Annotated in this window: 11 protein-coding genes; 7 read left to right on the top strand and 4 right to left on the bottom strand. The window is 70.9% G+C overall.

Annotated elements, in window-relative coordinates:
- Positions 1-2 precede the first annotated feature (2 nt).
- Positions 3-1,082 (top strand): epoxide hydrolase family protein, encoded by a 1,080-nt coding sequence (locus ACWDX9_RS16250; protein WP_449954156.1) that lies wholly within the window; start codon positions 3-5, stop codon positions 1,080-1,082.
- Between the two features lie 9 nt (positions 1,083-1,091).
- On the opposite strand, the gene ACWDX9_RS16255 is transcribed toward ACWDX9_RS16250, so the two are convergent.
- From ACWDX9_RS16255 to ACWDX9_RS16265, 3 genes are all read right to left on the bottom strand, one after another.
- Positions 1,092-3,713: a phosphoenolpyruvate carboxylase gene (locus ACWDX9_RS16255; RefSeq protein WP_449954160.1), complete on the bottom strand. Its 2,622-nt coding sequence runs from the start codon at positions 3,711-3,713 to the stop codon at positions 1,092-1,094.
- Positions 3,714-3,778: 65 nt separating this feature from the next.
- Entirely contained in the window at positions 3,779-5,329 is a 1,551-nt protein-coding gene (locus ACWDX9_RS16260; RefSeq protein ID WP_449954232.1) for a hypothetical protein, read from the bottom strand.
- 25 nt (positions 5,330-5,354) lie between these two features.
- Complete coding sequence (locus tag ACWDX9_RS16265) at positions 5,355-6,119, bottom strand: ABC transporter ATP-binding protein (protein ID WP_449954163.1); 765 nt, start codon at positions 6,117-6,119, stop codon at positions 5,355-5,357.
- A gap of 36 nt (positions 6,120-6,155) precedes the next feature.
- On the opposite strand from ACWDX9_RS16265, the gene ACWDX9_RS16270 reads away from it, so the two are divergent.
- From ACWDX9_RS16270 to ACWDX9_RS16290, 5 genes are all read left to right on the top strand, one after another.
- Entirely contained in the window at positions 6,156-7,745 is a 1,590-nt protein-coding gene (locus ACWDX9_RS16270) for an acyl-CoA carboxylase subunit beta (RefSeq protein ID WP_449954166.1), read from the top strand.
- Positions 7,742-7,951, top strand: a complete 210-nt coding sequence (locus tag ACWDX9_RS16275; RefSeq protein ID WP_350728322.1) for an acyl-CoA carboxylase subunit epsilon — start codon at positions 7,742-7,744, stop codon at positions 7,949-7,951. Before ACWDX9_RS16270 ends, ACWDX9_RS16275 begins: the two co-directional genes overlap by 4 nt.
- A 107-nt stretch (positions 7,952-8,058) precedes the next feature.
- Positions 8,059-9,000, top strand: coding sequence for an NYN domain-containing protein (locus ACWDX9_RS16280; RefSeq protein ID WP_350728321.1), 942 nt, complete (start codon positions 8,059-8,061; stop codon positions 8,998-9,000).
- A 119-nt stretch (positions 9,001-9,119) separates the two neighbouring features.
- Positions 9,120-10,499: an AlkA N-terminal domain-containing protein gene (locus tag ACWDX9_RS16285; protein ID WP_449954169.1), complete on the top strand. Its 1,380-nt coding sequence runs from the start codon at positions 9,120-9,122 to the stop codon at positions 10,497-10,499.
- Entirely contained in the window at positions 10,496-10,996 is a 501-nt protein-coding gene (locus tag ACWDX9_RS16290) for a methylated-DNA--[protein]-cysteine S-methyltransferase (RefSeq protein WP_449954172.1), read from the top strand. Before ACWDX9_RS16285 ends, ACWDX9_RS16290 begins: the two co-directional genes overlap by 4 nt.
- Here the strand turns inward: ACWDX9_RS16290 and ACWDX9_RS16295 are convergent.
- Positions 10,993-12,147 (bottom strand): MFS transporter, encoded by a 1,155-nt coding sequence (locus tag ACWDX9_RS16295; protein ID WP_449954175.1) that lies wholly within the window; start codon positions 12,145-12,147, stop codon positions 10,993-10,995. The two genes, ACWDX9_RS16290 and ACWDX9_RS16295, sit on opposite strands and share 4 nt — an antisense overlap.
- Before the next feature lie 90 nt (positions 12,148-12,237).
- Here ACWDX9_RS16295 and ACWDX9_RS16300 point away from each other — a divergent pair, with 90 nt between their 5' ends.
- The gene (locus ACWDX9_RS16300; RefSeq protein WP_350728317.1) at positions 12,238-12,672 is read left to right on the top strand and encodes a MarR family winged helix-turn-helix transcriptional regulator; all 435 of its coding nucleotides are present in this window, start codon (positions 12,238-12,240) and stop codon (positions 12,670-12,672) included.
- Positions 12,673-12,686: the final 14 nt, after the last annotated feature.

Raw genomic sequence — 12,686 nt, forward strand, 5'->3', positions numbered from 1 at the left:
CCATGAGCATCAGCCCCTTCCGCGTCGAGATCTCCCAGGCCGACCTCGACGACCTCCAGGCCCGCCTCGCCCTGACCCGCTTCACCCACGAGATCCCCGGCGTCGACCAGGGCGTCAGCGTCGAGCGGGTCAAGCGCCTGGTCGGCCACTGGCGGGACGGCTTCGACTGGCGCGCGCAGGAGGCCAGGCTCAACGCCCACCCGCAGTTCACCACCGAGATCGACGGCCAGAACATCCACTTCATCCACGTACGCAACGACAACCCCGACGCCCTGGCGCTGATCCTCACCCACGGCTGGCCCGGCTCGGTCGCCGAGTACCTCGACGCCATCGAGCCCCTGTCGCGCCACTTCCACCTGGTCATCCCGTCGGTCCCCGGCTACGGCTTCTCCGGCCCCACCGTCGAGCTGGGCTGGAACAACCAGCGCATCGCCAGGGCGTGGGCCGAGCTGATGGCCCGTCTCGGCTACACCCGCTACGGCGCGGTCGGCAACGACGGCGGCTCGATGATCTCGCCCGAGGTCGGCAGGATCGACCCGGACCACGTCGTGGGCGTGCACGTCACGCAGCTGTTCTCCTTCCCCTCCGGCGACCCGGCCGAGTTCGCCGGGCTGAGCGAGGAGGACCAGGCCGGGCTGGCCGTGCTCGACTGGTTCTGGAAGGAGAAGGGCGCCTTCAATGTGCTGCACTCGCAGCAGCCGCAGACCCTCGCCCACGCCCTGGCCGACTCCCCCGCCGGGCTCCTGGGCTGGCTCGTCCAGCTCTTCGACGAGGACCTGGACGACGACTTCGTGCTCACCAACGCCGCGATCTACTGGTTCACCGGGACCGCCGGCTCGGCCATCCGGCAGTACTGGGAGAACGCCCGCGCGGAGCAGCCCAAGGAGCCCACCACCGTGCCGACCGCGCTGGCGATGGCCGAGGGCGACTTCACGTCCATCCGCCGCTTCGCCGAGCGCGACCACGCCAACATCGTCTCCTGGAAGACGCTGCCGGCCCCGGCGCACGGCCACTACACCGCGCACACCGCGACGGAGGCCCTCACCTCCGACGTCACCGCCTTCTTCGAGGGCCTCCGCTAGACCGCCGGATCAGCCGGTGTTCTGCAGGCCCGCGGCGACGCCGTTGACCGACAGGAGCAGGAGCGTGGACAGGCGTTCGCGCTCCTGCTCCGACGGGTTGCCGGTGCGCAGCGCGCGCAGGGCCCGCAACTGGAGGTGCGAGAGCGCGTCCACGTACGGGTCGCGGAGCTGGACGGCGCGCGAGAGCACCTTCCGGTTCTCCAGCAGCCGCCTGTGGCCGGTGACCCGCAGCACCAGGTCGCGGGTCCGGTCGTACTCCTCCAGCACCTGCTGGGCGAAGTCCTCCCGGCCGCCCAGCGCCAGGTAGCGCTTGGCGATCGAGCGGTCGGTCTTGGCCAGCGACATCTCGGCGTTGTCCAGCATTGCGTTGAACAGCGGCCACTCCGCGTACGCCGCCCGCAGCTCCTCCAGGGAACCGACCGAGGCCAGGCCGGTGCCGAGGCCGTACCAGCCGGGCAGGTTGACCCGCGTCTGCGCCCACGCGAACACCCACGGGATCGCCCGCAGGTCGTCGAGCGAGCGCGGCGCGCCGAGCCCGCGGCGCGCCGGGCGCGAGCCCAGGCGCAGCGTGCCGATCTCCTCCAGCGGGCTGACCAGGCCGAACCATTCGGGGAAGCCCGGCGCCTCGGTCAGCGCGCGGTACGCCTGCTCCGACGCCGTGGCCACCTGCTCGGCCAGGCCCCGGAAGCGCTCGGCGGCGGCCGCGGTGCTGGCGCCGACCGTGGGCGAGGAGGCCATCAGCACGGCGTTGGCCACCTGCTCCAGGTGGCGGCGGGCGATGGCGATGTGGCCGTAGCGGGCGAAGATGACCTCACCCTGCTCGGTGACCTTGAACCGGCCGGCGACCGAGCCCGGCGCCTGGGCCAGCACCGCACGGTTGGCCGGGCCGCCACCACGGCCCAGCGCGCCGCCACGGCCGTGGAACATCCGCAGCTTCACGTCGTGCTTGGCCGCCCAGGCCGTCAGCTCCTCCTGCGCCTCGTAGAGCCGGAGCGTGGCGGCCGCGGGGCCGAGCTCCTTGGCCGAGTCGGAGTAGCCCAGCATGATCTCCATGCGCCGCCCGGTGGTCTCCAGGCGCGCCCGCATCGCCGGGATCTCGAGCATCCCGGTCAGCACGTCCGGCGAGTTGGCCAGGTCCTGGCCCGACTCGAACAGCGGCACGACGTCGAGCACCGGCGCCCGCTCGCCGAGCGCGTGCGTGGCCAGCTCGTAGACGGCCGCGATGTCGTCGGCCGAGCGGGTGAAGGAGACCACGTAGCGGGAGCAGGCCGTGACCCCGAACCGCTCCTGGATCCAGGCGATCACCCGGATCGTGGCCAGCACCTCCTCGGTGCGCTCAGATAGCTCGCCGCCGGCCCTGATCTCCTCCAGGGCGGCCGCGTGCACCTGGGAGTGCTGGCGCACCTCCAGCTCGGCCAGGTGGAAGCCGAACGTCTCGACCTGCCAGATGAGGTGCTGCAGCTCCCCGTACGCCTGCCGCGGCGCCGAGGCGGCCAGCGACTCCTGCGCCACGCGCAGGTCGTCCAGCAGCTCGGCCGGCGCGCGGTAGGCCAGGTCGAGGTCACGGCGGCGGGTCGCGGCGATGCGCGCGGCCACGAACAGCAGCCACTGCCGGTGCGGCTCGCGCGGCGAGCGGGTGGCCAGCTCGGAGACCACGTCGGGGTAGGCGTCCACGGCCTCGGCCAGCGCCGACTTGAGCGCGGCCGAGGGAGCGGCGAGCTGGACGGAGGAGGTCAGCGTGCGGGCGATGCGCGTGCAGGCGGTCTCCAGGGCCGTCAGCACGTGCTCGGACTGGATCTGGATGGTCTCGCGGGTGACCCTGGCCGTGACGTTGGGGTTGCCGTCGCGGTCGCCGCCGATCCAGCTGCCGTACCGGATGAACGGTCTGGCCTGCGGCGGGCGCGTGCCGGTGCGCTCGTCGAGCGCGGCGTCCAGCGAGCGGTAGACCTGCGGCACCATGCGGAACAGCGTCTCGTCGAAGGCGGCCATCGCGGTGCGCACCTCGTCGAGCGGGTCGAGCTTGGTCGAGCGGAGCTGGGCCGTGCGCCACAGGAGGTCGATCTCCTCCAGCATGCGGCGCTTGTTCTCGGCGCGCTCGCTGGCGCCCCGGCCGGGCGTGTTGTACTCGGTGAGCTGGCCGCTGATGCGCTGGATGGCGGTGACGACCGCGCGCCTGCGTGCCTCGGTGGGGTGCGCGGTGAGCACCGGGTGCAGCTCCAGGCCTTCCAGCAGCTCGGTGACCCGCTCGTGGCCCAGCTCCTGTACGGCCTGGGCCAGCGACTCCCGCTGGACCCTGCCCTCGGCGTCCCGCTCGCGTAGTGTGCGGATCCGGTAGTGTTCCTCGGCCAGGTTGGCCAGGTGGAAATAGCAGGTGAACGCGCGGGCGACCGCCACGGCCCGCTCGATCTCCCATTCGGCGACCATGGCGGTGATCTCGTCGGCCGAGACCTCGCCCTTACGTGCTGCGATGACTGCCTTGCGCAGCCGTTCGACGTCGGCCAGCAGGTCTTCGCCACCCTGTTCGGCGAGCACCTGGCCGAGCAGTTTGCCGAGCAGCCGCACATCGTGGCGTAGCTCGTCCGGCATCTCGGTAACGGCGGCGCTGCGACGCTCGAGCCCCTGGTCAATCATGTTTCGAAGGGTATCGAGTCGCTCAGCGAAGCCGTAGACCGGTCTCGCCCATTGGACTAGACCATTCAACTACCTTTGGAAACGGCCCCCAGCAGCTCCGGCATCCGGGCGAATCCGATCCTGGCGGCCAGGCGCCTGCCGAGCGTCTCCGCCAGCACCCCGTAGAACGGCGCCACCGCGCACACCCAGAACCAGCCGAACGCCAGCGGCACCACGAACGGCAGCGACAGCAGCGCGATGCCGAGCGTGGCCCCCATGGCGGAGGCGAACGCCTGGCCCCCCTGCCCGGGCGCGGCGCCGCTGAAGGCGTTCATCCGCTCGGGCACGGTGTACGGGACCACCACGCTGGTCACCGACCCGACGCCGAGCCCGATGCCGAGCGCGCCCCACCCGGCCAGCGCCGCCGGGACGATCATGCCGGGATGGCCGGTGAACAGGCCGGTGGCCACCGCGATCACGGTGAGCAGCGGCACGGCGATCAGCGCGTTGGCCAGATGGCGCCCGGCCAGGTCGGTGGCCAGCCCGCGCTCGGAGCCGAACACCACCGCGTTCATCCACAACGAGCGGCCGTCGATGCCGAACGCGTTGCCCGACTGCAGCGCGATCATCAGGGCGCCGACGCAGGTGAGCACGATCGGCACGCCCTCCGCGCCACCCGTGTTCCTGCTCAGCGAGAACGCCAGCACGGCGGTGACCACGATCGCGCTGAACCAGCCGACGCGGAACCTGGGCTCCCGCCGGATGTACTTCAGCTCCTTCGTCACCACGGCCGCCAGCGGCCCGTCCGGCAGGAACCTGTCGACCAGGCCGCTCTCCTTGCGCACGGACGCGGCCTGGGTGGAGACGTCGGGCGTCACCAGGGCCCGGCCCAGCGCCTTGATCCACAGCAGGCCCAGCACCACCACGATCACGGCCACCAGCGCCAGCTCGGCCAGACCGGCCAGGCCGCCGTCGGCCATCGCGTGCGCCGCCATGCCCGGCGGCGTCCACCTGAGCACGCCCGCCAGCTGGCGCAGCATGGCCTCGGGGTCGCCGAGGCCGCGGTTCATCACGAGGTTGGGCAGCTGCGCGAGCACCACCACCAGCAGCGCGGCCACGGCCAGCACGTCACGGCCCCGCCGGGTGCGCAGCGCGCTGGAGAGCGAGGTGGTGATCAGCCGCGACGTCACCACGCACAGCGCGAACTGCAGCAGCACGGCCGGCACCCCGAGCAGCACGCCGCCGACGCCCGTCGCCATCCCCACCAGCGCGCCGGCCGTGACGATCAGCATGGCGAGCGGCCAGACCCCGGTCACGGACGCCGTGAACATGCCGACCGCGAGCTGCCCGGTGCGCAGCGGCAGGAGCGACAGCTTCGCCGGGTCGAGCGTGTCGTCCAGGCCGAACGCCATCAGCGGCACGATCATCCAGCCGATCAGGAAGGACGTGAACGCGATGATCACCAGGTCGGCGGCGATGTCGTGGGGCGCCAGCCGGAGCAGGCTCATCAGGAAGAAGCCGAGCACGGCCAGGCCGGTGGCGATGAGCAGGGTGAAGACGAAGCCGAGCTTGCGCTGGAGGTCTCCGCGCAGGTTTCCGGCCAGCAGCCGGAGCTTGAGCTGCGCGAACAGGGCCACGGTGGTCAACGGGACTCCTCGGGTGTCACCTGGGGTTGGCGCCGAGCCACGTGAGGCCCTCGCCGTTGTCGCGCGATCCGCCGACCAGCTCCAGGAACGCCTGGTTGAGGCTGCGGCCGCCGCGTACGTCCGCCAGCGGGCCCTGCGCCACGATGTGGCCCGCGCTCATCACCGACACCCAGTCGCACAGCCGCTCGACCAGGTCCATCACGTGGCTGGAGAAGATCACCGTCGAGCCGGACGCCGTGAAGCGCCGGAGCACGTCGGTGAGCGTGTTGGCGCTGACCGGGTCGACGCCTTCGAACGGCTCGTCCAGGAAGAGCACGGACGGGTTGTGCAGCAGCGCGGCGGCCAGGCCGATCTTCTTGCGCATGCCGGTGGAGTAGTCGACGACGAGCTTGTCGGCGGCGCCGGTCAGGTCCATCACGGCCAGCAGCTCGCCCGTGCGCTGCTCGACGTCGGCCTTGGGGATGCCGCGCAGGCGGCCGTTGTAGAGGAGCAGCTCGCGGCCCGACAGCCGCTCGAACAGCCGCAGCCCCTCCGGCAGCACCCCGATGCGCGTCTTGACCTCCACGGGGTCGCGCCACACGTGGAACCCGTCGACCTCGGCCGTGCCGCCGTCGGGCCGGAGCAGCCCGGTGATCATGCTGAGCGTGGTGGTCTTGCCCGCGCCGTTGGGCCCGACCAGGCCCGCGAAGCTCCCCGACGGCACCACCAGATCGACGCCCGCCACCGCGACCTGCGGCCCGTAGCGCTTGAACAGCCCGTGCGTGCGAACCGCATCCGTCATGGATCCACTCTAGGAGGAAGGACTAGCCTTGCGCGCATGAGCACTGCTGCCGAGGAGTCGCCGGACAGGCCGGACATTCACACCACCGCCGGGAAGATCGCCGACCTGGAGCGGCGGCTCGACGAGGCCGCGCACGCGGGCTCCGCGGAGGCCGTGGACAAGCAGCACGCCAAGGGCAAGATGACCGCCAGGGAGCGGGTGCTCGCGCTGCTGGACGAGGGCTCGTTCGTGGAGTTCGACGAGTTCGCCAGGCACCGGTCGACGATGTTCGGGCTGGAGAGGCGGCGGCCGTACGGCGACGGCGTCATCACCGGGCACGGCACGGTCGACGGCCGGCAGGTGTGCGTGTTCTCGCAGGACGTGACGGTGTTCGGCGGCTCGCTCGGCGAGGTGTACGGCGAGAAGATCGTCAAGGTGCTCGATCTGGCGATCAAGACCGGGTGCCCGATCATCGGCATCAACGAGGGCGGCGGCGCGCGCATCCAGGAAGGCGTGGTCGCGCTCGGCCTCTACGCGGAGATCTTCAAGCGCAACGTGCACGCGTCCGGCGTGATCCCGCAGATCTCGCTCATCATGGGAGCCGCGGCCGGCGGGCACGTCTACTCCCCCGCGCTGACCGACTTCGTGGTGATGGTGGATCAGACGTCCCAGATGTTCATCACCGGGCCCGACGTCATCAAGACGGTGACGGGCGAGGAGGTCACGTTCGAGGAGCTCGGCGGGGCGCACACGCACAACACGAAGTCGGGCGTGGCCCACTACCAGGCCACCGACGAGGACGACGCGCTGGAGTACGTCAAGGCGCTGCTGTCGTACCTGCCGTCGAACAACCTGGACGAGGCCCCCGCCTTCGAGGCCGCCACCGACCTGGAGCCCGATCCGGAGCTCGACGGGCTGATCCCCGACTCGGCCAACCAGCCGTACGACATGCACCGGGTCATCGAGCACGTGCTGGACGACGGGGAGTTCCTGGAGGTCCACGCGCTGTTCGCGCCGAACATCGTGGTCGGGTACGGCCGGGTGGACGGCCAGCCGGTCGGGGTCGTGGCCAACCAGCCCATGCATTTCGCTGGATGTCTGGATATCAACGCATCGGAGAAGGCCGCCCGATTTATTCGAACATGTGATGCCTTTAATATTCCGATACTGACATTTGTGGATGTGCCGGGATTCCTCCCAGGAACCGATCAGGAATGGAACGGAATCATCCGGCGGGGCGCCAAGCTCCTCTACGCCTACGCCGAGGCCACCGTGCCGCTGATCACGGTGATCACGCGCAAGGCGTACGGCGGCGCGTACGACGTCATGGGCTCCAAGCACCTCGGCGCGGACGTCAATCTGGCCTGGCCGACGGCCCAGATCGCGGTCATGGGAGCACAGGGCGCGGTCAACATCCTCTACCGGCGCGAACTCGCCGCCTCCGACGACCCCGAGGCCGAGCGCGCCCGGCTCGTCACCGAGTACGAGGACACGCTGGCCAATCCGTACATCGCGGCCGAGCGCGGCTATGTGGACGCGGTGATCCGGCCCTCCGAGACCCGGGTTCAGGTCGTCAGGGCGCTGCGGGCCCTCAGGAACAAGCGGGCGACGCTCCCGCCGAAGAAGCATGGGAACATCCCGCTATGACGCCAGAGCTGCGAATTGTCCGGGGGGACGCCACGCCCGAGGAGATCGCGGCGTTGGTGGCCGTACTCGTCGCGCGGCAGAGCTCGCACGCCGAACCCGAGGCGTCTCCGGAGCCGCGTCGGCAAAGGTGGCGAAACCCAGCCAGAGGTATGCGTAAGCCTGTCGTCCCAGGGAAGTCGGCATGGCGGATGAGCGCTCTACCCTAGATAGATCCTGAGAATCGGGTGTCAAGTTCCCCGGGAGTTGGGACTATCTAGAGAAAGTAGGCGTATATAGTCAGCCGATCAACTAACACCGCGGCCTGGAGGACGACATGGCCATCCCAGACCTCATGCCGCATCCTGTGGCAGCCAAGTACGCCGTCCTGGTGGATGTCGGTTATCTGTACGCGGCGGCAGGTGAAGTGCTGCTCGGTGCCAAGGAACGCAAGGAATATCGGGTGGCCGCCGATGAACTCATCCAGAGTCTACAGAAACATGCAGAGGAACGTACTTCCGGCGAACTTCTGCGGATCTATTGGTATGACGCCGCCCGTGACCGTGTGCCCACCGTCGACCAGCGGGTCATCGCCCAGCTCCCGTGGGTCAAGGTTCGGCTTGGCAACCTGAACGCCCGTGGCCAGCAGAAAGGCGTGGACGCGCAGATCAGGAGCGATCTGGAGGCGCTGGCCCGGCATCATGCGGTGACCGACACCATCCTGCTGGCAGGCGATGAGGACATGGTTCCGGCGGTCGAGGCGGCGCAGGCGTACGGAGTGCGGATCCACCTGTGGGGCGTCGAGCCGCCGTACGGCACCAACCAGGCCGAGCGCCTGGTGTGGGAGTCCGACACCGTGGAAGTGATCTCCGCCGATTTCCTGAGGCCCTTTTTCAGCCGTGCTCCCCAGCCCGTACCGGTCACTCCGCCGGTCGCGGCCCCGTCGCCCGCCCAGGTCTTCGCCGGGCGCACGCCGGTCAAGCCGCACGCCAAGCCGGGCCAGGTGGCCAAGCTCGGGCCGAGCCGCCCGCGCGTGGAGGACGTGGGCGAGCACGTGGCACAGAAGTGGATCCTCACCCGTGGCCGCGACAACATCCGCGACCTGCTGCCGGGGCCCATCCTGCCGACCGTGATCGACACCGAGCTGCTGATCGAGGCGGAGAAGGAGCTCGGCCACTCGCTGCGGCCCTACCCGGAGGCCCGGGTGTGGCTGCGTGACGGCTTCTGGGCCCGGGTCTACCGGGAGTTCGACCTGGGAGTGGGCGTCTCGTCGAAGTAGCCGTGCGCCGGGTGTCCGATTTCCGCAGGTCACCCGGCTCGGCCTGCTGACCTGCCGTTCGACGCTCACGTCCGATTTCCGCCAGTCAGCGCCTTCGGGGAGCGCCTAGTGTCGGAGGCATGTCACCACTCCAGCTCGACTTCGACTCCTGCTACCGGGCCGTCTCGGCCAGGGACGCCCGGTTCGACGGGCGGTTCTACACGGCGGTGACGACGACGCGCATCTACTGCCGTCCGATCTGTCCGGCGCGTACGCCGTCCTCCAGGAACGTGCGCTTCTACCGGCACGCGGCCTCGGCCGAGGCCGCGGGGTTCCGGCCGTGCAAGCGGTGCCGTCCGGAGCTCTCGCCCGGCGACCCGGGCTGGGACGTGCGCGGCGACCTGGTCGGCCGGGCGCTGCGGCTGATCGACGACGGCGCGGCGGACGAGCAGGGCGTGGGCGGGCTGGCCCAGCGGCTGCACATCACCGAGCGGCACCTGCACCGGCTGTTCGTGGCCGAGCTGGGCGTCGGGCCGCTGGCGGTCGCGCGGACCAAGCGGCTGCTGCTGGCCAAGCAGTTGCTGACGGAGACGGGGCTGCCGGTCACGGAGGTGGCGTTCGCGGCGGGGTTCGGGAGCGTGCGGCAGTTCAACGCGACGATGCGGGAGACGTACGGCTTCACGCCCAGCGAGCTGCGGGCCACGGCGGGCCCGCGGGTCTGCGACGCGACGCTGCGGCTGCGGCTGCACCGGCGCGAGCCGTACGACGTGGAGGGGGTCTTCGCGTTCCTGGCGGCCCGCGCCATTCCTGGGCTGGAGGTGGCGGACCGGACGTCGTATGAGCGAGCCGTACCAGGTGGGACGATCACGCTCACACCACGACAGGACCACATAGCCCTGGACGTCGTGATGGACGACACGCGGCAGCTCGCCCGCGTCGTGGCGCGCTGCCGCCGCCTCCTCGACCTCGACGCCGACCCCTCCGCCATTTCGGAGATCCTGGAGCAGACCTCGCTCGGGCCCCTGGTGACGGCCCGTCCGGGGCTGCGGGTGCCGGGCGCGTTCGACGGCTTCGAGCTGGCCGTACGCGCGGTGGTGGGCCAGCAGATCTCGGTGGCCGGCGCCCGCACCCTCCTCGGCCGCATCGTCGCCAAGGCCCCCGGTCCCCTCTTCCCCACCCCCGCCGAACTCCTGGAGACGGACCTGACCGGCGTGGGCCTGACCAACCGCCGGATCGACACGCTCAGGCACCTGGCCGGCCACCTGGTGGAGGGCCGCCTGGACCTCGACGGCGGCCAGGACCCCGCCGAGGCGGTGTCGGACCTGCTCGAAGTCCCGGGCATCGGCCCGTGGACGGCCAGCTACATCGCGCTCCGGGCGCTGCGCGACCCGGACGCGTGGCCCACGGGCGACCTCGTGCTCAAGAAGCGGATGGCCTGCCTGGGCATCCCCGACGACCACATCGAGCGGTGGCGGCCCTGGCGGGCCTACGCCGCCCTGCACCTTTGGAGCTCATCATGATCGCTGCCCAGCTCATCCCGACCCCGGTGGGGCCGCTGTCCCTGCTGTCCCGCGAGGGGGTCGTGGTGGCGGCCGGCTTCACCGCCGACCCGACGGAGATGTTCGTGCGGCTCACGCCCGAGCTGCAGTCGGAGGGCCTGGAGGTCGTGGACGACCTCGGGGCCGCCTCCGAGGCGGTCCGGGCGTACCTGGCCGGGGATCTGGACGCTTTGGACGCCGTCCAGGTCTCCCAGCCGGGTACGGCCACCCGCAAGCGGCTCCACGCCACGTTGCGCGAGGTCAAGGCGGGGACCACGGTCTCGTACGCGGAGCTGGCCGAGCGGGCCGGCATGCCCAGGACGGCCGCCCGGGCGGCCGGCTCGGCCTGCGCGCAGAACCTCATCGCGCCGTTCGTCCCCTGCCACCGGGTGCTGCCCAGCGGCGGAGGATACGGCGGCTACTACTACGGCGTGCCGGTCAAGGAGTGGCTGATCGCCCACGAGTCCCGCGCCGTCTAGGTGGCGGGCACCAGGCGGCGGGCCTGGAGGCCCGCCGCCCCCGCCACGGCCAGCCCCGCCAGGCCCAGCAGGGCCGCGGTCCAGGCGGGGGCGGTGTAGCCGAAGCCGGCGTCGATGGTGAGGCCGGCCGCGAAGGAGCCGATCGCGTTGCCCAGGTTGAAGGCCCCGATGTTGGCCGCCGAGGCCAGCGTGGGAGCTCCGGCGGCGGCGTCCAGGACGCGGGTCTGCAGGGGCGGGACCGTGGCGAAGGCGGCCACGCCGAACAGCGTGATGGTGATCACGAAGGCCACCTGGTTGCCCGACACCAGGGCCACCGCCACGGCCAGCAGGGTGAGCAGGGCGACCGAGCCGTAGATGCTGGGCATGACCGCGCGGTCGGCGAGCTTGCCGCCGATCAGGTTGCCCGCCACGAGGCCGACCCCGAACAGGGCCATGACCACGGGCACGGCGCCGGGCGAGAAGCCGCCCACGCCGGTCATGATGGGCGCGATGAACGTGATGACGGCGAAGACCGGGGCGAAGCCGAAGACGGTCATCCCGAGGGCCAGCCAGACGCCGGCCTTGCGGAACGTCGCCAGCTCCCGCACGACGCTCCCGGTCGGACGCGGCTGCCGGGGGACGAGGGCGACGACGCCGGCGAGACCGGCCACGCCGATCGCCACCACGACCCAGAACGTGGCCCGCCAGCCGAACGCCTGACCGATCCAGGTGCCCAGGGGCACACCCAGGACGTTGGCGAGCGTGAGGCCGGTGAACATCATGGCGATGGCGCTGGCCCGCTTCTTCGGCGCCACCAGGTCGGCGGCCACCACGGAGCCGACCCCGAAGTACGCGCCGTGCGCGAAGGCCGACAGGAAACGGCCGACCATCAGCACCGCGTACGAGGGCGCCAGCGCCGACAGCAGGTTCCCGGCGATGAACAGCACCATCAGCGACAACAGCATGGTCTTGCGCGACAGGCGCCCGCCGAGCATGGTCAGCGGCGGCCCGCCGACCGCCACACCCAGCGCGTAGCCGGACACGAGCAGGCCGGCGGCCGGGATGGTCACGTGAAAGTCGGCCGCCACCTCGGGCAGCAGCCCGTTGATGATGAACTCCGTGGTCCCGATGCCGAAGGCGCTGATCGCGAGGGCGAACAGGGCGAGAGGCATAGACTACTCCTCAGACGACGTTAGTAAGCGTGGACATTATTTGCACACGCCGACTAACTGAACATACAAGGATGTCGAGGAGGCTGTCACATGCCCCTAGCCGATGACGCCGTGGAGGCGCGCGCCCAGGGCTGGCGCACCCTCGCGGCGCTGCACGCGAAAATCGAGGACAGGCTGGAGAAATCACTCCAGAAGGAGCACTCGCTCAGTGTGAGCGAATACACAGTGCTGGACGTGCTGGCCCGCCAGGACGGCTGGCACATGCGGATGCAGCAGCTCGCCAGGGCCGTCGTGCTCAGCCAGAGCGCCACGACCAGGCTGGTGACGCGCCTGGAGAACCGCGGCCTGCTCAAGCGCTACCTGTGCGAGGACGACAGGCGCGGGATCTACTCGGAGGTCACGCAGGCCGGGTTCGAGCTGCTGGAGCGGGCCCGTCCCACGCACGACGGCGTACTGAAGGAAGTGCTCGACGAGGCGGCGGAGCTGCCCGAGCTCGCCCCGCTGGTGGCGGTGGTCCGGGCCTGAGTGGCCGGCCCGCC

It is taken from the genome of Nonomuraea sp. NPDC003201 (assembly GCF_053590415.1).

Coding starts and splice junctions, on each gene's coding strand:
- ACWDX9_RS16290 (WP_449954172.1), top strand. CDS start 10,496: ATGATCGCTGCCCAGCTCATCCCGACCCCGGTGGGGCCGCTGTCCCTG.
- ACWDX9_RS16250 (WP_449954156.1), top strand. CDS start 3: ATGAGCATCAGCCCCTTCCGCGTCGAGATCTCCCAGGCCGACCTCGAC.
- ACWDX9_RS16285 (WP_449954169.1), top strand. CDS start 9,120: ATGTCACCACTCCAGCTCGACTTCGACTCCTGCTACCGGGCCGTCTCG.
- ACWDX9_RS16265 (WP_449954163.1), bottom strand. CDS start 6,119: ATGACGGATGCGGTTCGCACGCACGGGCTGTTCAAGCGCTACGGGCCG.
- ACWDX9_RS16270 (WP_449954166.1), top strand. CDS start 6,156: ATGAGCACTGCTGCCGAGGAGTCGCCGGACAGGCCGGACATTCACACC.
- ACWDX9_RS16275 (WP_350728322.1), top strand. CDS start 7,742: ATGACGCCAGAGCTGCGAATTGTCCGGGGGGACGCCACGCCCGAGGAG.
- ACWDX9_RS16295 (WP_449954175.1), bottom strand. CDS start 12,147: ATGCCTCTCGCCCTGTTCGCCCTCGCGATCAGCGCCTTCGGCATCGGG.
- ACWDX9_RS16300 (WP_350728317.1), top strand. CDS start 12,238: ATGCCCCTAGCCGATGACGCCGTGGAGGCGCGCGCCCAGGGCTGGCGC.
- ACWDX9_RS16280 (WP_350728321.1), top strand. CDS start 8,059: ATGGCCATCCCAGACCTCATGCCGCATCCTGTGGCAGCCAAGTACGCC.
- ACWDX9_RS16255 (WP_449954160.1), bottom strand. CDS start 3,713: ATGATTGACCAGGGGCTCGAGCGTCGCAGCGCCGCCGTTACCGAGATG.